General features: G+C 39.4%; 26 protein-coding genes, 1 tRNA gene and 1 rRNA gene. 3 read left to right on the top strand and 25 right to left on the bottom strand.

Annotation, left to right across the window (positions count from 1 at the left end; genetic code table 11):
- Positions 1–6: 6 nt before the first annotated feature.
- Together BMX18_RS07200 and BMX18_RS07195 are read right to left on the bottom strand one after the other, a co-directional pair.
- Positions 7–324, bottom strand: coding sequence for a thioredoxin family protein (locus tag BMX18_RS07200; protein WP_093815828.1), 318 nt, complete (start codon positions 322–324; stop codon positions 7–9).
- Positions 317–610 carry a DUF4651 domain-containing protein gene (locus BMX18_RS07195; protein ID WP_074482745.1) on the bottom strand — a complete coding sequence of 98 codons (294 nt, stop codon included), beginning with the start codon at positions 608–610 and terminating at the stop codon, positions 317–319. The genes BMX18_RS07200 and BMX18_RS07195 overlap by 8 nt, the downstream gene beginning before the upstream one ends.
- Before the next feature lie 117 nt (positions 611–727).
- Between BMX18_RS07195 and pepA the strand changes: the two genes are divergently transcribed.
- Together pepA and proC are read left to right on the top strand one after the other, a co-directional pair.
- Complete coding sequence (gene pepA / locus BMX18_RS07190; RefSeq protein WP_093815826.1) at positions 728–1,795, top strand: glutamyl aminopeptidase; 1,068 nt, start codon at positions 728–730, stop codon at positions 1,793–1,795.
- Between the two features lie 61 nt (positions 1,796–1,856).
- On the top strand, positions 1,857–2,627 hold the full coding sequence (proC, locus tag BMX18_RS07185) for a pyrroline-5-carboxylate reductase (RefSeq protein WP_039697503.1): 771 nt from the start codon (positions 1,857–1,859) through the stop codon (positions 2,625–2,627).
- Between the two features lie 36 nt (positions 2,628–2,663).
- On the opposite strand, the gene BMX18_RS07180 is transcribed toward proC, so the two are convergent.
- From BMX18_RS07180 to pbp1b, 17 genes are all read right to left on the bottom strand, one after another.
- On the bottom strand, positions 2,664–3,299 hold the full coding sequence (locus tag BMX18_RS07180) for a CPBP family intramembrane glutamic endopeptidase (protein WP_093815824.1): 636 nt from the start codon (positions 3,297–3,299) through the stop codon (positions 2,664–2,666).
- 15 nt (positions 3,300–3,314) lie between these two features.
- On the bottom strand, positions 3,315–3,770 hold the full coding sequence (locus BMX18_RS07175) for an ABC transporter permease (RefSeq protein ID WP_234787223.1): 456 nt from the start codon (positions 3,768–3,770) through the stop codon (positions 3,315–3,317).
- On the bottom strand, positions 3,771–3,971 hold the full coding sequence (locus BMX18_RS07170; protein ID WP_093815822.1) for a hypothetical protein: 201 nt from the start codon (positions 3,969–3,971) through the stop codon (positions 3,771–3,773).
- A 15-nt stretch (positions 3,972–3,986) separates the two neighbouring features.
- Entirely contained in the window at positions 3,987–4,184 is a 198-nt protein-coding gene (locus BMX18_RS07165) for a helix-turn-helix transcriptional regulator (protein WP_074561137.1), read from the bottom strand.
- Between the two features lie 158 nt (positions 4,185–4,342).
- Entirely contained in the window at positions 4,343–5,542 is a 1,200-nt protein-coding gene (locus BMX18_RS07160) for an acetate kinase (RefSeq protein ID WP_093815820.1), read from the bottom strand.
- A gap of 53 nt (positions 5,543–5,595) precedes the next feature.
- Positions 5,596–6,552, bottom strand: coding sequence for a class I SAM-dependent methyltransferase (locus tag BMX18_RS07155; protein ID WP_093815818.1), 957 nt, complete (start codon positions 6,550–6,552; stop codon positions 5,596–5,598).
- Positions 6,553–6,605: 53 nt separating this feature from the next.
- Positions 6,606–6,956 carry a competence type IV pilus minor pilin ComGG gene (gene comGG, locus BMX18_RS07150; RefSeq protein ID WP_093815816.1) on the bottom strand — a complete coding sequence of 117 codons (351 nt, stop codon included), beginning with the start codon at positions 6,954–6,956 and terminating at the stop codon, positions 6,606–6,608.
- Positions 6,928–7,365 carry a competence type IV pilus minor pilin ComGF gene (comGF, locus tag BMX18_RS07145; RefSeq protein WP_093815814.1) on the bottom strand — a complete coding sequence of 146 codons (438 nt, stop codon included), beginning with the start codon at positions 7,363–7,365 and terminating at the stop codon, positions 6,928–6,930. The genes comGG and comGF overlap by 29 nt, the downstream gene beginning before the upstream one ends.
- The gene (comGE, locus tag BMX18_RS07140; RefSeq protein ID WP_093815812.1) at positions 7,349–7,642 is read right to left on the bottom strand and encodes a competence type IV pilus minor pilin ComGE; all 294 of its coding nucleotides are present in this window, start codon (positions 7,640–7,642) and stop codon (positions 7,349–7,351) included. The genes comGF and comGE overlap by 17 nt, the downstream gene beginning before the upstream one ends.
- Positions 7,596–8,027 carry a competence type IV pilus minor pilin ComGD gene (gene comGD / locus BMX18_RS07135; protein ID WP_093815810.1) on the bottom strand — a complete coding sequence of 144 codons (432 nt, stop codon included), beginning with the start codon at positions 8,025–8,027 and terminating at the stop codon, positions 7,596–7,598. Before comGD ends, comGE begins: the two co-directional genes overlap by 47 nt.
- Positions 8,002–8,304 (bottom strand): competence type IV pilus major pilin ComGC, encoded by a 303-nt coding sequence (comGC, locus tag BMX18_RS07130; RefSeq protein ID WP_093815808.1) that lies wholly within the window; start codon positions 8,302–8,304, stop codon positions 8,002–8,004. The genes comGD and comGC overlap by 26 nt, the downstream gene beginning before the upstream one ends.
- A complete protein-coding gene (comGB, locus tag BMX18_RS07125; RefSeq protein ID WP_174235044.1) occupies positions 8,304–9,347 on the bottom strand; it encodes a competence type IV pilus assembly protein ComGB in 1,044 nt (347 codons plus the stop codon). Before comGB ends, comGC begins: the two co-directional genes overlap by 1 nt.
- Complete coding sequence (gene comGA, locus BMX18_RS07120; RefSeq protein WP_093815806.1) at positions 9,271–10,212, bottom strand: competence type IV pilus ATPase ComGA; 942 nt, start codon at positions 10,210–10,212, stop codon at positions 9,271–9,273. The genes comGB and comGA overlap by 77 nt, the downstream gene beginning before the upstream one ends.
- Positions 10,213–10,283: 71 nt before the next feature.
- A complete protein-coding gene (locus BMX18_RS07115; RefSeq protein ID WP_074561129.1) occupies positions 10,284–10,652 on the bottom strand; it encodes a DUF1033 family protein in 369 nt (122 codons plus the stop codon).
- A 155-nt stretch (positions 10,653–10,807) separates the two neighbouring features.
- On the bottom strand, positions 10,808–14,443 hold the full coding sequence (rpoC, locus tag BMX18_RS07110; protein ID WP_074561128.1) for a DNA-directed RNA polymerase subunit beta': 3,636 nt from the start codon (positions 14,441–14,443) through the stop codon (positions 10,808–10,810).
- A gap of 178 nt (positions 14,444–14,621) precedes the next feature.
- Complete coding sequence (gene rpoB, locus BMX18_RS07105) at positions 14,622–18,191, bottom strand: DNA-directed RNA polymerase subunit beta (RefSeq protein ID WP_039697354.1); 3,570 nt, start codon at positions 18,189–18,191, stop codon at positions 14,622–14,624.
- Positions 18,192–18,533: 342 nt separating this feature from the next.
- Complete coding sequence (gene pbp1b, locus BMX18_RS07100) at positions 18,534–20,855, bottom strand: penicillin-binding protein PBP1B (protein WP_093815804.1); 2,322 nt, start codon at positions 20,853–20,855, stop codon at positions 18,534–18,536.
- Between the two features lie 161 nt (positions 20,856–21,016).
- Between pbp1b and tyrS the strand changes: the two genes are divergently transcribed.
- Positions 21,017–22,273 carry a tyrosine--tRNA ligase gene (tyrS, locus tag BMX18_RS07095; protein ID WP_074564832.1) on the top strand — a complete coding sequence of 419 codons (1,257 nt, stop codon included), beginning with the start codon at positions 21,017–21,019 and terminating at the stop codon, positions 22,271–22,273.
- A 76-nt stretch (positions 22,274–22,349) separates the two neighbouring features.
- On the opposite strand, the gene BMX18_RS07090 is transcribed toward tyrS, so the two are convergent.
- From BMX18_RS07090 to rrf, 6 genes are all read right to left on the bottom strand, one after another.
- On the bottom strand, positions 22,350–23,168 hold the full coding sequence (locus BMX18_RS07090; protein ID WP_020915966.1) for a metal ABC transporter permease: 819 nt from the start codon (positions 23,166–23,168) through the stop codon (positions 22,350–22,352).
- On the bottom strand, positions 23,158–23,868 hold the full coding sequence (locus BMX18_RS07085) for a metal ABC transporter ATP-binding protein (protein ID WP_074603309.1): 711 nt from the start codon (positions 23,866–23,868) through the stop codon (positions 23,158–23,160). The genes BMX18_RS07090 and BMX18_RS07085 overlap by 11 nt, the downstream gene beginning before the upstream one ends.
- Positions 23,865–24,311, bottom strand: coding sequence for a zinc-dependent MarR family transcriptional regulator (locus tag BMX18_RS07080; protein ID WP_039697349.1), 447 nt, complete (start codon positions 24,309–24,311; stop codon positions 23,865–23,867). The genes BMX18_RS07085 and BMX18_RS07080 overlap by 4 nt, the downstream gene beginning before the upstream one ends.
- Positions 24,312–24,391: 80 nt before the next feature.
- Positions 24,392–25,240, bottom strand: coding sequence for a 4-(cytidine 5'-diphospho)-2-C-methyl-D-erythritol kinase (gene ispE, locus BMX18_RS07075; RefSeq protein WP_093815802.1), 849 nt, complete (start codon positions 25,238–25,240; stop codon positions 24,392–24,394).
- Positions 25,241–25,425: 185 nt separating this feature from the next.
- Positions 25,426–25,499 (bottom strand) — tRNA-Asn (locus tag BMX18_RS07070).
- A 5-nt stretch (positions 25,500–25,504) separates the two neighbouring features.
- Positions 25,505–25,620: ribosomal RNA gene (gene rrf / locus BMX18_RS07065) — 5S ribosomal RNA — on the bottom strand.
- Between the last annotated feature and the right edge of the window lie 105 nt (positions 25,621–25,725).

Below are 25,725 nucleotides of genomic sequence, written 5' to 3'. Positions count from 1 at the left end.
TCTCTCCTATTTCAATCCAGCTAAAAAGCTGTTAATTTCTGCTTTGGTTTTTCTTAATTTATTAACTAAACGACCAATTTCTTTGCCATTCTCAGTCACTACAAAACTTGGAATACCCAAAATATTCCAGCGTTGGGCTACTTCCATGAAATCATCGCGGTCAACACGAACAAAAGTAAATTCTGGATTTTCTGCTTCAATTTCAGGCATGACTGGGTAAATAAACTGGCAGTCTGGGCACCAATTTGCCGTAAAAAAGAAGACTACTTTGCCATCAGTTTCTAAATAGCTAGCCATTTCTTCATAAGATTTTGGACTAATCATTTTTCTCCTCCTCGTAGCTAATCTCACCGTTTTGGTAAACAAATTGGAAAGTTCGACCATCCTCAAAAACAAGGCCTCCAGTCGTTCTCTCCTTATCAGATTCATAAGCATTCATATAGAGCACCGAAATGCTACCAAATTGACTAAAATAATCACGAATGGCTTTTTTAATCTGTTCTTGTCGCTTTTCTTCGCGTTGTTTTTTCAGGATTGTTCCCAAAACAATGATACCGCCGACTCCCACAAGGCCAAAACGTGACAGTAAGCTTCTTTTTTTGTTTCTCATACGCTTTATTTTAGCATATTTCAGCACATAATACCAAGGTCCAAATATTTAATGTTATTTCAATCTAAAAATTGTCAGAAAACGTGGTAAAATAGAAACCATAGAATCGAGGTTTTTATGTCAGATTTATTTTCAAAAATAAAAGAAGTCACTGAACTTGATGGTATCGCAGGATACGAACACAGTGTTCGTGACTATCTTCGCTCAAAAATCACTCCACTTGTTGATGACGTGCAAACTGATGGTCTTGGTGGTATTTTTGGTATCAAAAATTCTGCCGCTGAAAACGCCCCTCGCATCATGGTGGCTGCACACATGGACGAAGTTGGTTTCATGGTCAGCGACATCAAAGCTGATGGAACAATGCGTGCTGTTGGCATCGGTGGCTGGAATCCACTAGTTCTAAGCTCACAACGTTTCACTCTTTACACACGTGATGGTTCTGCCATTCCAGTTGTTTCTGGCTCAGTCCCACCACATTTCCTTCGCGGGGCAAATGGCTCTGCTTCTCTTCCAAAAATCGATGACATCATTTTTGATGCAGGATTTACAGACAAAGCTGAAGCCGAAGCATTTGGTATCCTTCCAGGTGATATCATTGTTCCAAAATCTGAAACTATCCTCACAGCAAACCAAAAAAATGTTATCTCTAAAGCTTGGGACAACCGCTTTGGTGTGCTTATGGTAACAGAATTACTTGAAAGCCTTAAAGGTCAAAAACTTGATAATACCCTTATCGCTGGTGCTAACGTCCAAGAAGAAGTTGGTCTTCGCGGAGCGCATGTTTCTGCTACAAAATTCCAACCAGAACTTTTCTTTGCTGTTGACTGTTCACCAGCCGGAGACATCTATGGTAACCAAGGTAAAATTGGTGATGGAACACTTTTCCGTTTCTACGACCCAGGACACGTAATGCTAAAAGATATGCGTGACTTCTTGCTCACAACTGCTGAAGAAGCTGGTATCAAATACCAATACTACGCTGCTAAAGGTGGTACAGACGCTGGTGCTGCTCACCTTAAAAATGGTGGTATCCCATCAACAACTATCGGTGTTTGTGCGCGTTACATTCACTCACATCAAAGCCTTTATGCTATGGATGACTTCTTGCAAGCCCAAGCCTTCATTCAAGCTATCGTTAAAAAACTAGACCGCTCAACTGTTGACCTCATCAAAAAATACTAGAAAGGAGCTAGGGGACTCAGGTCATTAAACATTTCTCTTGTACTTTCCCCTTTGTCTTACTATGAAAATCGGATTTATCGGAGTCGGAAAAATGGCAACTGCCATTATCAATGGACTTAATGCAACATCACACGATATCATCATTTCAGGTTCTTCACTTCCTCGCTCACGCGAAATTGCAGAGCAACTTGAAGTTGAAGCAGCTCTTTCACACCAAGAACTCATCGACCAATCTGATTTGGTTGTCCTTGGCATCAAGCCACAAATGTTTGAACCTGTCCTTGCTGGACTTCACTTCCACCAACCCATTCTTTCAATGGCAGCTGGTGTCACTCTTGAACGCCTTGGCAAATTGACAGATCCAAACCTTCCCTTAATCCGCATTATGCCAAACCTTAATGCACAAATCTTGAAAAGTACGACTGCTATTTGTACAAATGACAAAGTCTCTGCTGAACTTCTAGCAACTGCCAAAGAAATCACTGACAGTTTTGGTTCAACCTTTGATATCCCTGAAAAAGATTTTGATACCTTTACAGCCCTTGCTGGATCAAGTCCAGCTTACATTTACCTCTTTATCGAGGCACTTGCCAAAGCTGGCGTTAAATACGGTATTCCAAAGGAAAAATCACTAGACATCGTGACACAAACAGTCCTTGCTAGTGCTGAGAATCTTCTTCAAGGCTCTGACAGTCCACACGATTTGATTGATAAAATTTCAAGTCCTGGTGGAACAACTATCGCTGGTCTTCTCGACCTTGAAAAAACTGGCTTAACTGCAAGCGTCGTTTCAAGTATTGATGCGACAATCGCAAAAGCAAAAGCCTTGTAATACACCAAAAAAAGCGACTGAATTCAGTCGCTTTTTTTATAAAATCATGCTAAGGACGCCTAGAAAATTATTCAGAGCGTGAACAGCAATAGAAAACTCTAGTTTTTGTGTTTTTCGATAAATCATCGCTAACACTAATCCCATACCACCATAAAGAATCCAACTGCCCAAATCTGTCGGCATATGAAGTGCTCCAAAAAGAAAACTGCTGACAAAAACACCAAGTTTCGAAAATTGGAAGGCTTGTTTGACAATCAATCCACGAAAAACAAATTCTTCAACAATCGGAGCTGCCACAACTGTCATCACAAAAAGCAAAGCTGGTGACATGCCAAGATTTTCGATAACTGATTGATTCAGCGTATTTGCCTTTGTACCATGCTCCAAAACTAAAGTAATGCCTCCAAGCATTCTCACAGGAACCATGACCAAAAATCCCATAAAAATACTCTTCCAAGCATCTCCCGTCAACAACTGACTAGCATGATTTAAAAAGCCTAAACGCTTAGCAATCAAAATCGTTACTAAAGTCACCACTAAAAAAGCTAGGATCAACATAAAAGTTTGCCAAAAAGGCTGATTTTTTCTTAGAAAAGCAATAGGCAATTGTTCCAAGAAAATCACACCTACCGCTAACCCCAAATATTTAAAAAATGATACCAATTTTTTCATAAGAATCTCCCCCCATTATAAAATCTTTGAAAAAATAATTCGTAAGCCTAAAAATCCTAAAAGCAAACAATACAACCAAATCATCAATAAAATAACATAAGAAAAGGCAATGCCCAGGAAGGCATACAAAGCAATCAACATCACATTTACAAGAAACATAAAAATCAAAGTTGATACAGCAGTCACTCGCAAAATATACTGATTACGTTCATCATAAAGAGCAATGTAAGCAGCTTTTAAACGTTTTGGCTGACGAGAAAGCAGCCAATAGTAAATAGCAAAAATAAGACCAGCACTGCCACCACCAAGCATTAATCCTGATGCAAAATCATTGTCTCTTATCAAACTAGCTAACACCAAACTAAGGCCAGCCAAAGCTAAGATAAAGTAGGAAAGTCTTAGTAAATATCGGCGATACTCTTCCAAACTCTTCTTACGATTCCAGCTAGCAACAGCTTTTAATAACATCATTTACTCCTCTCCCTTTGTTGATAGAAAAATCACTGCAAGTAAATTTAATATCATACTCATACCAAGCCCCATACCATGAAGAAAATCGCTCATCTTCATGAAGTAGCTAAAAACAAATAAACTTTCTCCTAAAAATAACAAGAACATTCCAGTTTCTTTTCTACTTTCTTGCCTATCAACTATAGCTCTAATCTTTTCCATTTCTACATCTCCTCTTTACGCTTCATCAAAAATAAAGATTTCCTCAATTGTCATACCAAAATATTTGGCAATTTTATGCGCTAATTCTAAAGAAGCATTATAGCGTCCTTTTTCTAAGGAAATAATGGTTTGTCTGGTAACTCCAAGTGCCTCAGCAAGCTCAGCTTGGCTAACTTTATTTGCTTTTCGGAGTTCTTGAATTCTTGTTTCCATTTATCCCTCCAATGAGTTCTCATTAGTAAAGTTAACTTTACATTTAAAGTATAGTACACTTTACATTTTGTGTCAAGTTTATTTTACATTTTTATAAAAACATCAAAAAAGCTGACCCGTAGGTCAGCTTTTCTGGTCTTATCATAATATTTTGATAACTAATTAGTAGGGTGTTTGAAACGTTCAACATCACGCGCAATTACGAGTTCTTCATCCGTTGGAATAACAACTGCTTTCACGCGAGCTTGATCTGTTGAAATCACACCATAAGCACCTGAAACATTCTTAGCTGGGTCAACATCGACACCAAACCAAGTCATTCCAGAAATGACATCCGCACGAACATCACTAGAATTTTCACCGATACCAGCGGTGAAGACAATAGCATCCGCACCGTTTAAAACGGCGAAGTATTGTCCAATATATTTTCTCAAGCGATCAACATACATATCATAAGCAAGTTGGCATTTTCCATCACCTTCTGCTTTTCCTGCTAAAATATCACGCATGTCACTTGATTTTTCCGAAATACCGAGTAAACCTGAATCACGATTCAAGATGGTACGAATTTTTTTAGGATCAGCCATCGCTGGCTCACATTCTAGAAGATAAGTAATGACACCTGGATCAATACTTCCTGAACGTGTTCCCATCATTGTACCACCAAGTGGAGTTAATCCCATTGAAGTATCAACAGATTTACCACCTTTAATGGCTGTAATAGAGACTCCATTACCAATATGACAAGTAATCAATTTCAAGTCTTCTAAAGGTTTGCCTAAAACCTTAGCTGCCTCTTGGGCAACGTACTGATGACTTGTACCGTGTGCTCCATATTTACGAATCTTATAATCAGTGTAATAACGATTAGCAATAGGATAACGGTAAGCTACTTCAGGCATTGTCATATGGAAGGCAGTATCAAAAACAACAACGCTCGTAATATCAGGCAATATTTCTTTAAACGCTTTAATCCCAAGAGCTGCTCCAGGATTATGAAGCGGTGCTAGCATTGACAATTCTTCAACCTGTTGAATCACCTTATCTGTTACCAGGGCCGATTCTTTGAAATAATCACCCCCAGCCACCACGCGGTGACCAACACCAGTTATTTCATCATAACTAGCAATAATGTCCATCGAAATCAAGTCATCAAGAAGGATTTTTACAGCAGCTGTATGGTCTGGAATGTCTTTCGTTTCCGAATACTTCTGACCATTAAATTTCACTGTAGAAACACTGTTTGCAAGGCCGATACGTTCAATCAAACCTTTTGCAATAACTTCCTCTTCAGGCATTTTGTACAATTGCCACTTGAGACTTGAGCTTCCTGCATTAATAGAAATAGTTTTCGCCATAAATTTACCTCTAAAGCGCTTTCATAATATATCTCTATTTTAGCACAACTATTTTAAAAAATCATATTTTCAACATTCCATTTTTTAAATTTCTCAATAAAATCTGTTAAAGCTTCGCGACTTTGCAAGTCAGCAAGCGGGTAAACAAATGTTTCTGGAGTATGTTCAGCCTGTTTCTTCAAGACAAAAATTGACTTAGCGTTGGCCGCATTGCCGAAAATAGATTCTGGTAAAGTAATCACCGCAATAACATCAGCGTAATCCTTCAACCATGCCTTTAACAAATCACTTTGTTTACTTGTCAAAAGACTAACCGGTGCTAAAAAGACAGCAATACCATCTTTTTTGAGATATTTGAGAGATTGTTCCATCAACAAATGATGCGCATAAGTGTGTTCATCACTACTTGCTACTTTGTAGCGTTTTGCAATCTCATCATTCGGATAGAAGCCGACTGGAAGGTCACTGATGATGACATCACTTTCCTTAAGAATCTGTGGGCGCACAGCATCTTCTTGAATGAACTGAGCTTTAGAATCCATCACTTCGGCAATACTTGCTGACAAGTCAATCAACAAATCATCAACTTCAATTCCAAGGTAATTCAAGTCTTTAGATGAATTATTGAGCAAGGTTTGTGCAAGGTTACCTGTTCCGCTACCGATTTCTAAAATATCAAGTTCTTTTGAGGCTGTCAAATTCTCAATAAGGAACATTAAGATAAAGCCAATAGCATCAGGTGTAAATTGGTGGTTTGCCTGAAGTGCTTCTGTTTGAGCAGCTTTAATGAAAATAAACTGAAAAGCACGACGCCATTCTTCTTTAGTTAAATCAAGTTGGCGTAGTTTTTCATTATTGGCAGCTACTGTCTCATTGGCACCTTCAGCACCAAGATAAAAAGAGTTTTGTTCAATAAGTGCATCGTAAATGTGTGTTTTCAACTCATTTTCGATTAACTGTATATTTTCTAGAATCAGCCCATAAGCTGTTTCGATTTTTTCAAAATTCATTTTCCCCTCCAAGACTAATCATATCAAAAAATATTGAAAATGAAAAGAAAGCACTAGTGACTTTCTTTTTCAAGTGCTTGTTTTTCTTTCTTAGGAAGATAAAACGTGTATTGAAACTCCTCTTTGCTATCTAACGTAACGGTCTCTACTAAGAGTTTGTCTTTGTAGTGATAACTCACTGTTCCTTTATCAAATTGGCATTGTCCTGATTCTTCATCAGCCAAGTTCTTACTCATTTCTGCCATCAGGTAAGCTTGAGCCGATTTTAATTGTGCCTGATGTTGACGCTCACTTGCAACCACGCGCCCCAAATAAAATTGCAAAAGCAGGGCAAAGATAGCTGCCATCAGCAAAGCATATAATAAAATTCCCGCTTTAACTTGTCGTCTCAAAAGTGTAAACAAAACATCTCTCCATATCACTGACTAATTGCAATTTAATCATCACCTTATTGCCATCCTGACTAATGCTTGATGACGTCACACCAAAGAGCATGGGCTGATACCCCTGACCTGAGGCATTTGTTTTTCGAAAATCATCAGCCTTAGACAAGCCATAAGCCAATTGCTGATTACCTTTACTAACATAGAGTTTGTTGTCAGCAACTTTATCCAACTGACAACCAGCAAGCTCAGAACGCAGCTGCTGAGAAAACAGCAACCACTTCTCCTCTTGATTCGCCGATAAATAATGGACATTGCTTGAAATGCTTTGGGTCAATCCTTGATAAACCAATATAGAACCTGAAATAATCAGCAAAGCCACCAAACTTTCTAAAAGGGTAAAGGCTCTTAACCTAATTTTTCGTGACATGCAGCACCTCGTTTTTCCCATCATAAATGGAAATCTCCTTATCATGCTTAACCATACGCACCTCAACCCCATTAATGGCCAAATGATCTTGTCCTGTTTGAACGGCCATGGTCGCCACATTAAGTACTTCTTGCTGATGCAAACTCTCTTGCATTTGAGTGCGACTACGGTCCATTTCTCCTAAGACCAGACTGGTAATCGTTGCTAATAAAGCAAGAGCTACCAAGCCCTCAAGGAGTATATAAGCTTTTAGTTTCTGTTTTTTTATAGTTACCACTTCCTATGTACAATTGATAATCGATTGCCTGGGTTTCTGTATGAAACTGTATCTTGGTAAGAGACGAATTGCCCCCATCTTTATCAAAAACGAGCTGATAATTCTTGTCAACCGATACAGTTTTGGGAATCTTAACACTAGTGATCCCATTTGAAATCGCATCTTGCGATATCTGCAAAGTTTGACTTTCCTGCTTAATACTGGCCAATTTTTGTGTGTCACGATAAAGATTTTCAAAGGAAAGAAAGAACAGAGTTTCATCGACCGATTGAAAAATATGATTGACCGAACCTGATAGCATGATGACCATGAAACAAGAAATTGCTAAGGTCAATAAACTTTCGATAAGGGTAAAGGCTCTAAGGGTTTTGTTTTTTAGCTTCATTGTAGGTTTGAGCTTGTTCCTGTGAAATAAATCCTTCTTTCACCAAATCTTTAATAGTTGCTTCTTTACCTGTTTTGACTTCGTAAAGTTCCTTCTGGCTGTCGACAACTTTGACAACAGCAGCATCTCCTTTTTCATGCACAACATCCTTTTGATTGCTCAAGTTTGGCACAAATAACAGCATTAAGACACCAATGATTAGCAAAACAATCAACATCTCCACAAGTGTGAAAGCTTCCACAGACTTTTTACGTAGTTTTTTCCAGATTTTTTTCATTAAAAATTTCCTCCCATATTTTGATACATTGGCAAAAGCATTGCCACATAAATTAAAACGATGATTAAAGCAACAAAGACAAAGACCAAAGGCTGAATCAGCTGCGTTGCCTGTGTCAATTGACTAAAGAAATTCTGCCAAGTTTCCTCTGCGTAAATATCCAGTTCACGCCCTAATTTTGATTTGACTTCACCGTACTCAATCATCAAGCTAAGTTCACGCAAAAAGAAAGGGTAATCCAGCACTTTCTGATGAAAAGATTGACCTGACAATAAAGCTTCCTGCATGTCTTTTCCAATTTCCTGAAAAAGGCGTGATTTTTGCCGCTGCATGAGCTCTACAATCTCCATAAGCTCAATACCTTGCCCGATAAGATTTCCCCACTCACGCGCATAATAGGCGGTCAAATAAAGACGCACGTACCGCCCAAAAATTGGCAAACGACTCAACTGACTATACAGATAAATTGGCGATAAGCGCTTGGCATACAGAACCCCAAGCAGAATTCCTAAAGCTAAAAGAGCAAAGCCACCTAAAAAAATCATAGGAAAATGGCTGATAATCTGAGTCGCAAAATTTTGATTTTCCAACTGCGGCAGCAAATAATTTTTCAAGCCCAACATAATCAGAATTAAAAAGCTGAGCAAAATCAAAGGATAAGTCGCCACTTCAATCAATTTCTTTCGAACAACTGACATACTGGCCAAGTAGCCATCAATTTTTAACAAACTCTGCTGACAATTTCCATGAACATCTGCCAAAGCAATCTGAGTGACAATTGTATCTGAAAAGCCTAATTTAGCCATCATATCTGCCAAACTTGCCCCGCTTAGCAAAGATTCTTGCATACTATCCACATAAACTTCTGCCAACAATTGACTTCGTCTCAAAAAAGAAACAATTTCTGTTAAATTAAAGCCACTGTTAAAGAGATTGTTAAATAATTGAATCACCTTCTGCTGTTTTTTAAAGGGCAATTTTTTCGATTTTTGCTTCCTCAAGGCTAATATGTCCGTCCCTAGCAAGGCTTTCAATTTGCTCATTCCACCTTGTTGGGGGATACTGTTCAAAATCTCCTTTGGCAAAATCCACAACACCTCCACCGCCAATTAATCGCTGATAAATGATCGCTCGTAAACTATTTTCAAGCTCTTGTCTACTAACTCCCAACTCCAGTAACCTAGCATAAACACCTGGAATACTTTTCGCATGAATGGTTGAAAAGACGAGCACACCTGTTAGACTAGCTCTAATAACCGCACGCGCTGTCTCACTATCACGAATCTCACCAATAATCAAAATATCAGGTCTATGACGAAGCGAGAGCTTGATAAGATTATCATAAGTCATGCCAATCTCATCATTAAGCTGCAGCTGCAACATATTGTCTTGCTTAATCTCAACAGGGTCTTCTATCGTAATAACTTGCTTATCGGGGAACTTTTCACGAACCAATTGATACATGAGAGTGGTCTTTCCACTCCCTACCGGCCCGGAAAAAAGATAAAGACCTCGACTATCAATCGCTTCTAGAATATTTTTCATCCCATCGAACCAATATTGCAAATCATGACGTCCTGAATAAAGAAGTCTAATGACCAGGCTCTCACGCCCGCGATAATCTCCAACAGTGGATAAACGCAGCGAAATCTCTTCACCCTCAGCAAATTCATAATCACAAGAGCCTAGCTGACTACGACGCTTCTCACCAACATTCATCCCAGCCACAAATTTAAAGTGACTAATCACACTTGTCATCTCATCACTAGCAAGCTCCTGAATAAACTGACGTTCATCACCAACACGTTGATAAATTTCATAGCGCTCCTTCTTAGGAACAATGTAAATATCTTGCGCATTCTTTTCAACAGCATCCTTAATCAGCTGCTTTGCTTTTTCCTGAATCATGTTGACCTCCTCACTTTTATATTCGTAAAAAAATCTCAAAAAAAGAAAAAAACCATGGAAAACTTCCATGATTAAGGTTTAAATTTACAACTTTGAGGTCTGGGGCTTGGTTCGTCATTTCGAACATTAAAATGATAAGCAAAATGCTCTTTAGTCAATTCTTGCCCATCCTTTAAGATTAAAAGAGAATGATATTGCTGCAAATAATCACCACAATTTTCACACCAGCGTTTTTCGGTTTGATCCCAGAAAGCAGCTTGAAAATTATCATGGCACTTACAACTCGGCAGGTTCATTCTTAACGATTGCCATTCTGATTTGTAAAATGACACAGCTTCTTCAAAGTATTCAAAAGTTTGTTCTTCGATGATATCATCCTGCCAATCATCCAAAAACCACCAGGGTTCCCAGTCCCCAAACATTTTGATTACTTGATACATTTTTTCACTTCCTTATGGTCTTTATTATATAAGAATTAAAGCTATTTTAAAATATATTTGCTTATTTATAACCATTATCATCTAAAACAGCTCAACAAAAAGGCCTGAGATAAACTCAGGCCTTTTCATTTATTAAACTCAAATGTGAAATCAGATTATTCAGCGTCTGTTGTTGCAGTTGCTTCAACTTCTGCTTCTTCACTTGTTTCAAGTTCATTAACAGCTTGTGGTTCAAGGTTACGGTAACGTGCCATACCTGTACCAGCTGGAATGATTTTACCGATGATAACATTTTCTTTAAGACCAAGAAGGTGATCTTTTTTACCACGGATAGCAGCATCTGTAAGAACACGAGTTGTTTCTTGGAATGATGCAGCTGACAAGAATGAGTTAGTTTCAAGCGAAGCTTTAGTAATACCCATAAGTACTGGACGTGCAGTTGCAGGAATACCACCAGAGATAACAACATCTTTGTTAGCATCTGTGAAGTCTGCGATATCCATAAGTGTACCTGGAAGAAGATCTGTATCACCAGGATCCATGATACGAACTTTACGAAGCATTTGACGAACCATTACTTCGACGTGTTTATCACCGATTTCTACCCCTTGGCTACGGTATACTTTTTGTACTTCGGCAAGAAGGTAAGTTTCAACTGATAATGTATCACGAACTTCAAGGAGACGTTTAGGTTGGATAGAACCTTCAGTAAGTGGAGCACCACGGTGAACTTCGTCACCAACAGCTACTTTCATACGAGCTGTGAATGGTACCACGTATTCACCCATACCAGTCTTACCTTGAACGTAAACTTTCTTAGTACGTGTAGAAGCATCTTCTTCGATGTCAACAACAGTACCTTTAACTTCAGTGATAACTGCTTCCCCTTTAGGGTTACGAGCTTCAAAGATTTCTTGGATACGAGGAAGACCTTGTGTGATATCGGTATTTGACGCAACACCACCCGTGTGGAAGGTACGCATTGTAAGCTGTGTACCAGGTTCACCGATAGATTGAGCGGCAATTGTACCAACTGCTTCACCAACTTCAACCGCATCACCTGTAGCAAGGTTGACACCATAACAGTGACGACATACACCATGACGAGTGTTACATGTAAATACTGAACGGATTGTTACTTCTTCAACACCAGCTTTAACAATTTCAGCTGCCATATCTTCAGTAATCAATACGTCTGGACCAACGATAACTTCGCCAGTTTCAGGGTGTTTAACAGATTTCTTAGTGTAACGACCAACAAGACGTTCTTCAAGAGTTTCTGTAACTTCTTTACCATCAGTGATAGCACGGATGACAAGACCACGGTCAGTTCCACAATCGTCTTCACGAATGATAACATCTTGGGCAACGTCAACCAAACGACGAGTAAGGTAACCAGAGTCGGCAGTCTTAAGGGCTGTATCGGTCATACCTTTACGAGCACCGTGAGTTGAGAAGAACATTTCCAAGACAGACAAACCTTCACGGAAGTTAGACAAGATAGGCAATTCCATGATACGTCCGTTCGGAGCAGCCATCAAACCACGCATACCGGCAAGTTGTGAGAAGTTAGAGATGTTACCACGAGCTCCTGAGTCCATCATCATAACGATAGGGTTCTTAGGATCTTGTGTTTCAATCAGACGTTGTTCAAGTTCTTCTTTAGCTTCACGCCATGTTGTTGTAACAGCAACATAACGGTCATCATCAGTCATCAAACCACGACGGAAGGCTTTGTTAATTTGTTCAACTTTCGTGTGGGCTGCATCGATAATTTCTTGTTTGTTATCGATAACTGGGATATCGGCGATACCCACTGTCAAACCAGCAAGAGTTGAATGGTAGTAACCAAGGTCTTTCAAGCGGTCAAGGAAGGCTGATGTTTCTGTTGTACGGAAACGTTTAAAGATTTCCGCGATAATGTTACCAAGATTTTTCTTCTTGAATGGAACGTTGATGTCCAAGCTGTCAATAACAGTGTGGATATCTTGACCAGGTGCCAAGAAGTATTTATCTGGAGTTTTTTCAGTCAAGTTAGCATTGTTTGGTTCTTGAAGGTAAGGTAGATCATCAGGCATGATGTCGTTAAAGAGGATCTTACCAACAGTTGTAACCATGATTTTGTGTTTTTGTTCATCAGTCCATGGTTTGTTTGGCATGCTATCAACTGTGATACCAACACGTGTGTGCAAGTGAACATAACCGTTACGGTATGCCATAACTGCTTCATCACGGTCTTTGAAGATCATTCCTTCACCTTCACGACCTGGTTCTTCCATAGTTAGGTAGTAGTTACCAAGAACCATATCTTGAGATGGTGTTACGACTGGTTTACCATCTTTAGGGTTAAGGATGTGTTCTGCGGCAAGCATAAGAAGACGTGCTTCTGCTTGAGCTTCTTCAGAAAGTGGTACGTGGATGGCCATTTGGTCACCATCGAAGTCGGCATTGTAGGCTTCACAAACAAGTGGGTGAAGACGAAGTGCTTTACCATCGATAAGGACTGGTTCAAAGGCTTGGATACCCAAACGGTGAAGAGTCGGTGCGCGGTTAAGAAGTACTGGGTGTTCTTTGATAACTTCTTCAAGAATATCCCAAATACGTTCATCTCCACGTTCAACCATACGTTTAGCAGCTTTAACGTTACCAGCGTAATCACGAGCAACGATTTCACGCATTACGAATGGTTTGAACAATTCGATAGCCATTTCACGTGGCACACCACATTGATACATTTTAAGTGTTGGACCAACGGCGATAACTGAACGTCCAGAGAAGTCAACACGTTTACCAAGCAAGTTTTGACGGAAACGACCTTGTTTACCTTTAAGCATGTGGCTCAAAGATTTAAGAGGACGGCTACCAGGACCTGTAATTGGACGACCACGACGACCGTTATCGATAAGTGCATCAACAGCTTCTTGCAACATACGTTTTTCGTTTTGTACGATGATACCAGGGGCATTCAATTCAAGCAAACGAGCCAAACGGTTGTTACGATTGATAACACGACGGTAAAGGTCGTTCAAGTCAGATGCAGCGAAACGTCCACCATCCAATTGAACCATTGGACGAAGATCTGGTGGAATAACTGGCAAGATGTTAAGTACCATCCATTCTGGTTTGTTACCAGATTTGTAGAAGGCATCAAGAACATCCAAACGACGAACAGCTTTGATACGTTTTTGACCAGTTGCTGTTTTCAATTCTTCTTTAAGTTCAGCGATTTCAGATTTCAAATCAACGCGTTTAAGAAGATCTTGGATAGCTTCCGCACCCATTTTCGCTACGAATGAACCTTGTCCATATTCTTGGATTTTTTCACGGTATTCGCGTTCTGTCAAAAGTGATTTTGGTTCAAGCGGAGTATCTTTTGGATCGATAACCACGTAAGCTGCGAAGTAGATAACTTCTTCAAGTGCACGTGGGCTCATGTCCAAAGTAAGTCCCATACGTGATGGAATACCTTTGAAGTACCAAATGTGTGATACTGGAGCTTTCAATTCGATGTGACCCATACGTTCACGACGAACTTTAGCACGTGTTACTTCAACACCACAGCGGTCACAAACAATTCCTTTATAACGAATACGTTTATATTTACCACAAGCACATTCCCAGTCTTTTGTAGGTCCGAAGATAACTTCATCAAAAAGACCTTCACGTTCTGGTTTGAGCGTACGATAGTTGATTGTTTCAGGTTTTTTAACTTCACCATAAGACCATGAACGGACCTTACTTGGTGAGGCTAATGTGATTTGCATACTTTTAAAACGATTTACGTCAACCACTAGTTTTACCTTTCTTTATTGTACTTTTGAAAATAGCTGAGCTACTTTCTAACTGTCATGACTTACAAATCATTGACTGTAAGACATCATTTATCGTTATAGGACTTATCCAAACAATCCGACCAAGAGAAGCAAGATTTACTTGCAACTCTTATGCCCAAATTGTTCTTTCCTATTATTATTTTTCTTCTGCAGAAACTTCAGCTTTTTCAGCTTCTTCTGTTTCTTGTTTTTGACGAGCTTTTTCAAGATCATCAACGTGCATTACGTCGTCATCTTCACCTTCATCAAGGTCACGAAGTTCAACTTCGTTGTCATCTTCGTCAAGCACGCGCATGTCAAGACCAAGTGATTGCAATTCTTTAACAAGAACTCGGAATGATTCTGGCACACCTGGTTTTGGAATTGGTTTACCTTTAGTGATGGCTTCATAAGCTTTAAGACGACCAGTCACATCATCTGACTTGTAAGTCAAGATTTCTTGAAGGACGTTTGATGCACCGTAAGCTTCCAAAGCCCAAACTTCCATTTCACCAAAACGTTGTCCACCAAATTGTGCTTTACCACCAAGAGGTTGTTGTGTAACGAGTGAGTAAGGACCAACTGAACGTGCGTGAAGTTTATCATCAACCATGTGGTGAAGTTTGATCATGTACATGACACCAACTGACACACGGTTATCAAATGGTTCACCAGTACGTCCATCGTAAAGAACTGTCTTAGCGTCGCTAGCCATACCAGCTTCGTTAACAGTATCCCAAAGATCTTCTGAAGTTGCCCCGTCGAAGACTGGTGTTGCAATGTGGATACCAAGGTTACGAGCAGCCATACCAAGGTGAAGTTCCATAACTTGTCCGATGTTCATACGAGATGGCACCCCAAGTGGGTTCAACATGATATCGACTGGAGTTCCGTCTGGAAGGTAAGGCATGTCTTCAACTGGAACAACACGAGAAACAACCCCTTTGTTACCGTGACGACCGGCCATTTTATCTCCGACTTTGATTTTACGTTTTTGTGCGATGTAAACACGAACGAGCATGTTAACACCTGATTGCAATTCATCACCGTTTGCACGTGTAAAGATTTTAACGTCACGAACGACACCATCTCCACCGTGTGGTACACGAAGTGATGTATCACGAACTTCACGAGATTTATCACCGAAGATTGCGTGAAGAAGACGTTCTTCAGCAGAAAGGTCTTTTTCACCTTTAGGTGTTACTTTACCTACAAGGATGTCACCTTCTTTAACTTCAGCACCAATACGGATGATACCCATTTCGTCAAGGTCTTTAAGGGCTTCTTCACCAACGTTTGGAATTTCGCGAGTGATTTCTTCAGGGCCTAACTTAGTATCACGTGTTTCTGATTCAAATTCTTCCAAGTGAACTGATGTATAAACATCTTCTTTAACAAGACGTTCACTCAAGATGATGGCATCTTCATAGTTATAACCATCCCAAGTCATGTAAGCGACGATTGGGTTTTGACCAAGGGCCATTTCACCTTTTTCCATTGAAGGACCATCAGCGATGAAGTCACCTTTTTCAACGATATCGCCAACTTTAACAAGTGTGTGTTGGTTATAAGCTGTACCTGAGTTAGAACGACGGAATTTAGTGATGTGGTAAACATCAAGTGAACCATCTTCACGACGAACTTCAACTTTTTCAGCGTCAGAGAAGACAACTCGTCCATCGTGTTTAGCGATGACGGCAGCACCTGAGTCGTGGGCTGCTTGATATTCCATACCAGTACCAACATATGGTGCGTGTGGATCAATCAATGGCACCGCTTGACGTTGCATGTTGGCACCCATGAGGGCACGGTTAGAGTCATCATTTTCAAGGAAAGGAATACATGCTGTCGCAACGGCAACTACTTGTTTAGGTGAAACGTCAACGAAGTCAACGATGTTTGATGGGAACTCTTGGTTATTACCTTGGTGACGACCCATAACGATGTCTTCAGCAAATGTTCCATCTTCGTTAAGTTTTGAGTTAGCCTGTGCTACTGTATATTCATCTTCTTCATCGGCAGTCAACCAAACGATTTCGTTTGTAACCACACCTGTAGCGCGGTCAACTTTACGATATGGTGTTTGGATGAAACCATATTTGTTAAGGTGTCCGTATGTAGACAAGTTATTGATCAAACCGATGTTAGGTCCTTCAGGAGTTTCAATCGGACACATACGACCATAGTGAGTGTAGTGCACGTCACGAACTTCATAACCAGCACGGTCACGAGTCAAACCACCAGGTCCTAAGGCTGACAAACGACGTTTGTGAGACAACTCAGAAAGTGGGTTGTGTTGGTCCATGAACTGTGACAATTGAGAAGAACCGAAGAATTCTTTAACGGCTGCAGTTACAGGACGGATGTTGATGATTTGTTGTGGTGTCAACACTTCGTTATCTTGTACTGACATACGTTCGCGAACGTTACGTTCCATACGAGCAAGACCAATACGGAATTGGTTAGCAAGCAATTCACCAACGGCACGGATACGACGGTTACCCAAGTGGTCGATATCATCAACTTTACCTAGACCTTCAGCAAGGTTAAGGAAGTATGACATTTCAGCCAAGATATCAGCTGGTGTAAGCGCACGTGCTTTATCATCAGGATTTGCATTACCAACGATTGTAACAACGCGGTCTGGATCAACTGGTGATACAACTTTGAATTTTTGAAGAACAACAGGTTCAGTGACAACAGCGTAATCGTTTGGTGTGTAAACAAATTTGTTAAGGTCACCATCCAATTGATCAGCAATTGAATCGATAACGTCACGTGTCATTACTGTACCAGCTTCAACAAGGATTTCACCTGTTTCAGCATCAACCAAGTTTTCAGCAATTGTTTGGTTCAAGAGACGAGTCTTGATGTTAAGTTTTTTGTTGATTTTGTAACGACCAACAGCTGCCAAGTCATAACGACGTGGGTCAAAGAAACGAGCTACAAGCAAGCTACGTGAGCTATCAGCTGTTTTTGGTTCACCTGGACGAAGACGTTCGTAAATTTCTTTAAGTGCTTCGTCAGTACGTGAATCTGCTGGGTTTTTGTGAATATCTTTTTCGATAGTGTTACGAACAAGTTCGCTGTCACCGAAGATATCCATGATTTCATCATCACCTGAGAAACCAAGAGCACGTACAAGTGTTGTAAATGGAATTTTACGTGTACGGTCGATACGTGTGTAAGCAATGTCTTTTGAATCTGTTTCTAATTCAAGCCATGCTCCACGGTTAGGGATTACAGTTGAACCGTAACCAACTTTACCGTTTTTATCAACTTTATCGTTGAAATAAACACCAGGAGAACGAACCAACTGAGAAACGATAATACGTTCACCACCATTGATGATGAATGTACCCATTTCAGTCATAATTGGGAAATCACCGAAGAAAACTTCTTGAGTTTTGATTTCTCCTGTTTCTTTGTTAATCAAACGGAAGGTTACAAAAATAGGTGCTGAGTAAGATGCATCGTGGATACGAGCTTCTTCAAGCGTATACTTAGGCTCTTTCAATTCGTAACCAACAAATTCAAGTTCCATAGTATCCGTAAAGTTTGTAATTGGAAGTACATCTTCAAAAACTTCTCTTAATCCGTTATCCAAGAAGTCTTTAAAAGAATCCGTTTGAATTTCAATCAAGTTAGGTAAATCAAGAACTTCCTTGATTCTTGAAAAGCTACGACGTGTACGGTGTTTCCCGTACTGAACTTCATGTCCTGCCAAGTTTTTTACTCCTTCATTAAAATACAGAGGTCTATAAACTCCATCATAACCACAATTCTCTTCATACGACGAGAACAATCATTACTTTTTCATTTTGACCTTTATAGTTAGGATGCTTAAAACACCCCGCCAAGTGTGTCGTTGATGTGAATTTTTAGAAACTTTAAATATAGGTTACAAACCGCATTTTTTCTAAAATTAGGCACAAAAAGAGCAGCTAAATCTGACCATAAAAAGTGTGATTTAACTGCTGCAAACCTTAGTTGGACAATATTTCAACTAAAGCAGACGACAAATAGTTATTAGTATTATACCTTATTTTTTCAATTTTTGCAAGTATTTTTAGTTACTGCTGTTGGTTTTAATTGCCGGATTATGAAGCAATGCATCCCATGCTTTCGTGTAGTCACTATCTGTTCCACCGATAGCAAATTTATAGGTCATATTACCAGCGCCAGTCTTAGCCCAATAACTTGTTGTTGTCTCGCCGCTAACATTAAGCGAGCGACCATTTACCGTTACCGTACCAGGCTGCAAACCAGTTGCTTTTAGAACCGTTGACTTAATCACATTTGAAGACAAGTTGTATTTGTCTGTTCCAAATGTATTCGCATTAGCATTATAAATGCTATTAACCAAATCAGCCATATACTGAGCGTTGTATTTGTAACCAGCCATTGAGTCTAGAGAAGTATTATCATCATTACCTGCCCAACCACCTAAAGTTACTTTTGGTGTTGAAAGCATCAACCAAACATCCGTATAATTGTCGGTTGTACCTGTTTTTCCTGACCAATCTGCTTGCGCTGCTTGACCATTCAAAGCTTGTAAATCTTTGTAGAACTCAGTAGTTGCGCCACCTTTAACAACATCTTTCAATAACTGGTTCAAAATACTAGCTGTTGCTTCTGAGAAGACACGAACTGGATTTGCCTTGTGTTGGTAAATGACATTACCTTTATTATCAGTAATGCTATCAACCAAGTATCCTTTCATGTAAACACCACCGTTTGAAATCATTTGATAAGCATTTACTTGTTGAAGAACAGTTGTTTCAATACCACCACCTAAAGGCAGACTTTCAATCGCGTAGTTGTCAACGCTATAATTCATTTTCTTCATGTAAGACTCAATATCAACATTATGATTGAGCAACATTTGATAAGTCCAATAAGCTGGAATATTCCATGATGTATTAAGTGCTTCTTGAAGGTTAATCATGCCAGTTCCGACGTCGTTACCGTGCATGATTGGTTGACCACTTGAGAAATTCGTTGGGTAATTAGAAAGAATACTTGCACTGCCAAGAAGCCCTTGATCAATGGCAATACCGTAAGCGATAATCGGTTTGATACTTGAACCTGGTGAGCGCGCAGTATCAAAAGCGTGGTTATTTTGGTTGGTTGAATAATCCCTGCCACCGATAAATCCTAAAATCGCACCAGTAGAATTATCCATCAAGACATTCCCGACATCGACTTGTTGAGAACTTCCTTGATCCAGTGTGCCACCATGCTGCGCTACAGCATTTTGCATGGCATTGTAGACATTCTTATCAATTGTTGTCTTGACCGTGTAGCCACCTTGTTGCAAAGTTTCAGAAGCTAATTTGCGGTAAGATTCTTTTGTTGTATCGTTTTTCAATTCTTGTTCAGAAACACCATTTTTCTCAATCAAGTAATCATACATGATATCTTGTGCTTCTTCTAAGACAGAATAGTAAAGGAAATCGTGAGAACTTGTCGTTGCAGATGCTGGTTGAATAAAGTCTTGACTAACATCGTATGACTTATACTCATTGTACTCATCTTTTGTCAAATAGCCTGCGCGGTACATGTTGTAAAGAACATCTTGTTGACGAGAAAGACCATAAGCCATATTTTCCGCATCTTTTAGCTGACCAGCAGCTGTATAAGGCGAGTAAACAATTGGACTTTGTGGCAAACCAGCTAAAAATGCAGCTTGTGGAATCGTCAAATCACTTGCAGACACCCCAAAGATTCCTTGAGCCGCCTCTTCAATCCCAGCAATATTTTCACCCTTATTGTTACGTCCAAAAGGTGACACATTCAGATAATCGGTCAAAATCTCATCTTTATTCAAATAACGTTCCAAAGCCAACGCATAGATAATTTCACGTGATTTACGTTTAAATGTTGGATCGTCACCTAAGACCTGTTGCTTGATTAATTGTTGCGTCAACGTTGACCCACCACTAGTTTCACCTAAACCAAGAACAGAACCTAAAGTCGCACGGAAAACCGCCTTAGGAACCACACCATCGTGCCCCTCAAAATTTTCATCCTCAGTTGCTACAATGGCATGTTTCATATTTTCTGAAATAGCTTCGCTAGCAACTGGTGTACGTAGCAAGTCCGTATCAATGGCAGCAATCGAACTGCCATCAGAATAAGACATCTGTGACACGCGCGTCAAGGAAGTCACCTGACTGACCAAGCTCTCCTTATCAGGAATTTTAACCGCATCTATCTGACTAGCAAGATAACCAAAAGCTAGACCGACTCCCAACATGCCAAACAAGATGACAATGATATAAAAAAAGTCGGTTAACAACTTAACTGTCCTCAAAAAGACTGATCCAAAATCAAGTAAGCCAAGCTTCTGACGATCTGCTTTTTTCTTATTTTTATTTCTCTTACTCATTCTAATACCTCGATAATATTATACCAAACTTTGATAAAGCTTGCATAGAGGCACCGCTTTTTGATATAATAGCCTGTAAACTACAATATCATTGAGGGAAAATCTAGCACAGCTAGAAGACACAAATATCACCCTCAAAATTTTAAGTAAGGAGAAAGCTCGTGAACATATTCGAAGAACTCAAAGAACGTGGCTTAGTTTTTCAAACAACTGATGAAGAAGCCCTTGTCAAAGCATTAACAGAAGGGCAAGTATCCTATTATACTGGTTATGATCCTACAGCTGATAGTCTTCACCTTGGTCACTTGGTTGCCATTCTAACATCACGTCGCCTTCAAATGGCAGGACATAAACCATATGCTCTTGTTGGAGGAGCTACAGGACTTATCGGTGACCCATCATTTAAAGACGCTGAACGCAGTCTTCAAACAAAAGAAACTGTTGATGGATGGGTTGTTAAAATTCAAAATCAATTGTCACGTTTCCTTGATTTCGAAAATGGCGACAACAAAGCCGTTATGGTTAACAACTATGACTGGTTTGGTAACATTAGCTTCATCGACTTCCTACGTGATGTCGGTAAATACTTTACTGTCAATGCAATGATGAGTAAAGAATCAGTTAAAAAACGTATTGAAACAGGTATCTCATACACTGAGTTTGCCTACCAAATCATGCAAGGTTACGACTTCTACGAATTAAACGATAAATACAACGTTACTTTGCAAATTGGTGGTTCTGACCAATGGGGTAATATGACTGCTGGTACAGAACTTCTTCGTCGTAAAGCTGATAAAACTGGCCACGTGATGACAGTGCCACTTATCACTGACGCTACAGGTAAAAAATTCGGTAAATCTGAAGGAAATGCTGTTTGGCTTGATGCTGACAAAACATCTCCATACGAAATGTACCAATTCTGGCTCAACGTTATGGACGACGATGCTGTTCGCTTCTTGAAAATCTTCACATTCCTTTCACTAGATGAAATCGCTGAAATCGAAAAAGAATTTAACGCTGCACGTCACGAACGTTTGGCACAAAAAGTCCTAGCACGTGAAGTTGTTACACTTGTTCACGGTGAAGAAGCTTACAAAGAAGCTCTAAAAATCACTGAACAACTTTTCGCTGGAAATATCAAGAGCCTTTCAGCAAAAGAATTAAAACAAGGTCTAAACAACGTTCCTAACTACGCTGTTTCAGACGATGATAACCGCAACATCGTTGAAATGCTTGTTGCTGCTAAAATCTCACCATCAAAACGTCAAGCACGTGAAGACGTTCAAAATGGTGCTATCTACATCAACGGTGAACGTGTTCAAGATTTGGACTACACACTTTCTGATGACGATAAAATTGATAACGAACTTACTGTTATCCGCCGCGGTAAGAAAAAATACTTCGTATTGACTTACTAATTTAAAATCATTAACAGATGCTTAAAGCATCTGTTTTTTTATGCCATCAAAAAAAGAGAGGAACTTTCTCTCTTTTTTAACTATTACGACGACTTACCACATTAAACAAATTCACCAAAAGGAAAATTGCCACAAAGATAATTGTAATCGTTGCGCTTGCTGGTGTTTCCCAATAATACGATGTGATAATACCAGTTACCATTCCAATAAAACCAACTAAAACACCAATGAAAATCACTGATCTAAAGTTTTTCCCAAGCCTCATAGCGATACTTGCTGGTAAAACCATAATCGTTGACACCAGCAGAGCTCCTGCTGCCGGAATCGTCAAAGCTATTGCAATCCCAGTCACAATATTGAACAACAATGACATCAAACGAACTGGCAAGCCATCAACAAAAGCTGTCTCCTCGTCAAATGTCAGAACATACATCGGCCTGATAAATAATAAAGTCAAAATCAAAACAATAACTGCAATCACAAACAAAGCAATGACTTGACCCATATTAATCGTCACAATCGAACCGAATAAATACTGTTCCAAATTCACACTACCAGCATTCTCTGACTTACTTGTCACAATCAAAGCAACCGCCAAACCAAGCGACATCAGAATTGCCGTAGAAATTTCAATATAGTGCTTATAAACCGTCTGCAAATATTCTAAAACAACCGCAGCGATAGTTACCACAATGACCGTTGACCAGGTTGTTGATTTTCCAAGTAAAATACCAAGAGCAACACCAGCCAAAGAAACGTGGCTTAGCGTATCACTCATCAAACTCTGATGACGTAGGATTAGGAAAATTCCCAAAATCGGAGCAAAAATACTAATCGCAACTACTGCCATAATGGCGCGTTGCATAAAATCATATGAAAAAATCTCAGTCAGCATTCTTAGCTCCTTTCTTTGTTAAAGCATGAAGATCGAAGCAATGCCAAGGTGTCTTTTGACTACGAACCAGGTGAATATTACGATCAGCATAACGTTTCACCTCATCTGGATCATGCGTAATCATCAAAACAGATTTTCCATGCGTATGTGCACTGTGGTGCATCAATTCGTAAAACCTTTCAGTTGTTCCAGCATCCATACCAGTTGTTGGTTCATCTAAAATAAAAATATCAGGATCTGAAGCAAAAATACGCGCAATCACAATACGTTGTTTTTGACCTCCAGATAAGCTCCCAATGCGCTTATTACGATTTTCCCACATACCAACTGATTCTAGACTAACCTTAACGTGTTCTTCGTCGTGCTTTGTTAAACGACGAAACCAACCATTTCTAGGGTATCGACCAGAACGGACGAATTCATGAACCGTTGACGGAAAACCAGCATTAAAACTAGCAATCTGCTGTGGCAAATAGGCAATACGGAGCTTCTTGCCATCTTTATTTATTTTAGAGATTGTCACTTGACCACTCTTTGGTGTCAAAATACCAAGCGTCGCCTTAACCAAAGTTGATTTTGCTGCTCCATTTTCACCAGTTAAAGTAACAAACTCACCACTATCTAAATGGTAATTAATTCCTTCCAATACTGGCTCACTATCATATTGGAAAGATAAATCTTCTACAGTAATATATCTCATTTACACCCTTCTAGCTCATCTGAAAAAGCAGTCAAAAATCTTGAAATAACAGACTGTTCTTCATCTGAAAAATCATCAATCATTTTTTTATACACTGACAATGTCGCATGATGGTGGTGAGTATGTTCATCTGCGACAGGTTTAGCAAGCTCAGTCAATTCAAAATAAGTCACACGGGCATCATCCTTATTTTTCACAGGAGCAAGCATTCCCTCTTTGACCAAACACTTAATAGCTTTCGTAACAGCTGCTTGGCTAATATTCAAACGTTTTGCCAAGGCTGAATTAGTCAAGCGTTCTTGCGATAAGAGCATCAGAATATGTTCTTGTGTATTGGTTAATTCGACACCACTTTGACAAGCACCAAATAATAACTCGTGCTGATTTTCGGCTTTTAATAAAATTTCATTTACTAGACAATCAATTTGTTTTTCTAGCTGCATTATCAACACTCCTCTCACTTCATTAACCAGTTAATTATATCAAAAAGAAAAAGAAGAATCAATTACCTGATTCCCTTTCTTCACAATATCCGTACTTTGTAAACTTCTTTACAGAAGCCTCGCATACTATTAACCAAACGATCTGCTTTTTTCTCTGAGCGACACAAACCAAAAACTGTCGGACCACTTCCTGTCATTAAAGCAGCATCAGCCCCACACTTCATCATACGATCTTTTATTTTTTGGATAAATGGCTTGCGCTTAATCGTAATATCCTCTAAAGAATTCCCCATATGAGCAATAATCTGTTCATAGTTATTAGCTAAAACAGCTTCCTTTAAAGAATCAATATCAACACGAGAAATTGTCTCACAATCAATCTCAGGAAAAACCGTGCGCGTTGAAACACCAAAATCAGGCTTAACCAAAACAACCCAAGCAGACAAAGATGTATTTAAACACTCAACAATTTCACCTTTACCAGAAATGCAGGCACAACCAGCTCCCAAACAATAAGGAACATCACTCCCCACTTGAAAGCCAATCTCAATCATTTCTTCTTTAGATAACTTAAGTTGCCATAACTTATTTAAAGCCCTGATAGTGGCAGCAGCATCAGTTGACCCGCCGCCCAAACCAGCACAGATAGGGATAGATTTCTCCAGTTCAATCTTAACACCAGACTTGATGCCATATCTATCCTTAATGAGCTGAGCTGCCTTAAAAACATCATTTTTAGCATTTAAAGGCATCTTGTGATTATTAGACTCAACAATAATATCTGAACCAGAAATCTCAGATACTGTGATATAGTCATTCAAATCAACACTAACCATAACCATTGATAAATCATGATAACCATCAGGCCTTTTCCCAACAATATCCAAGCCTAAATTAATCTTAGCAGGTGCCTTTTCAATAATAACCATTAAACATTCCTTTTAAAATATTACATCTATTATAACAAATATTCTGAAAAGAACACACCATAATAGTCTCCTTCTATGAAAAACATCATATTTTCAGGAAAACTATTTTTAAAATACTATATTTTCAGATTGATGCACAAAAAAAAGCAACTCATCTGAGTTGCTCTCCGTCTACCGCTTTTAAACTCCGCCAGTAGGACTCGAACCTACGACATCATGATTAACAGTCATGCGCTACTACCAACTGAGCTATGGCGGATAAATGCTAAGCGACTACCATATCTAACAGGGGGCAACCCCCAACTACATCAGGCGTGCTAGGGCTTAACTTCTGTGTTCGGCATGGGAACAGGTGTATCTCCTAGGCTATCGTCACTTAACTATGATTGATTATCCAATCAAAATTGAATACCTATATATTCTAACAAGAAACCGACTCGCTGTCAATATTGACTCGTTTCTTTTTTGGATAAGTCCTCGAGCTA

It is taken from the genome of Streptococcus sp. 45, assembly GCF_900108865.1.
GTDB lineage: Bacteria > Bacillota > Bacilli > Lactobacillales > Streptococcaceae > Streptococcus > Streptococcus ruminicola.
This window is presented reverse-complemented; position numbering and strand designations above follow the sequence as displayed.